This is a genomic window from Bartonella sp. ML70XJBT (genome assembly GCF_028618425.1).
Taxonomy (GTDB): Bacteria; Pseudomonadota; Alphaproteobacteria; order Rhizobiales; family Rhizobiaceae; genus Bartonella.
Genome location: NZ_JAQISX010000094.1, coordinates 1 through 1,037, shown reverse-complemented (window position 1 = coordinate 1,037; position 1,037 = coordinate 1). Strand labels below are relative to the sequence as shown.

Below are 1,037 nucleotides of genomic sequence, written 5' to 3'. Positions count from 1 at the left end.
AAACACGGCTTCTTTTATTAAAAACCATTATTGACAAGGACAATTCATTATGAAAACGATTAATGAATTACATACTTTGTGTATAAACGCAAGTTTATTTTTATTCAAATTGCATCTTTAAACAAATCATGCTATATTTTAAAACATAGAAAGTGTCAAAACTTTCTTTTACAACGTTATTACAGCGTTGTATTTTAGCCGTTCCTTAGGTTAAAATAATATACTTTTTAAAAATCGCTACAAAAAAAGCCGTGTCCTTTAAAAGGTGCGGTTTTTTTGCATATTAAGGCTTGTGATTTTATACATAATGTGCTATCTCTTGTATGAGACTTGAGAAATTGGAAGAAGACCTTGTTATGTTTTTTACATAACAGGGTTTTCTTTTATGCAGATATAGATTTTTATATGATAAAGCCGCGTCATTATCTAACGCGGCTTCTGTTTTGCAATGCATGAGTGTTATCATTATTCAAAGTATTATGAATAGCTTCTTATTACACAAATATATGTAAAATCACAAGCTTTAATACACAAAAACCGCATCAAAATGAATTGATACGGTCTTTATGCTCAAAACAACTAATGATCCCAATAAGCGATTAGAATAACCAAAATATAAAGGACACCTCCTTATTACACAAATCGTATCAAAAAACAAGCAAATAAGTACAGTAAAAACAGGATTCATTATTTAGATTCAGTGTGTTATAACAAATTTCGTTTGTAAGAACATAGCATAATGTGTTATACTATTATCAGTTGTAAATTTGTTTTGTTGCTAGTTCTATGTTCCTATAAAAGGATATAAAGCAAATGCTTAATAAAGTGATTTTAATTGGTCATTTAGGTGCAAATCCAGAAAGTAAAACAATGCCTTCTGGTGGCGAGGTGGTTAATTTTCGGTTGGCAACATCTGAGAACTATACAGACAAGGCAACCAATAAGAAAATAGACAAAACAGAATGGCATTCTATTGTGGTTTTTAATCCACATTTTGCAAAAATAGCACTTCAGTATCTTCATAAAGGAAGCAAAGT

The 1,037-nt window shown here is 29.9% G+C and carries 1 protein-coding gene; it reads left to right on the top strand.

The annotated features are described in order from the left end of the window. Positions 1-813: 813 nt before the first annotated feature. Positions 814-1,037, top strand: a 224-nt coding sequence (locus PVV65_RS09820) for a single-stranded DNA-binding protein (RefSeq protein ID WP_273790035.1), incomplete at its 3' end; no start/stop codon positions are given.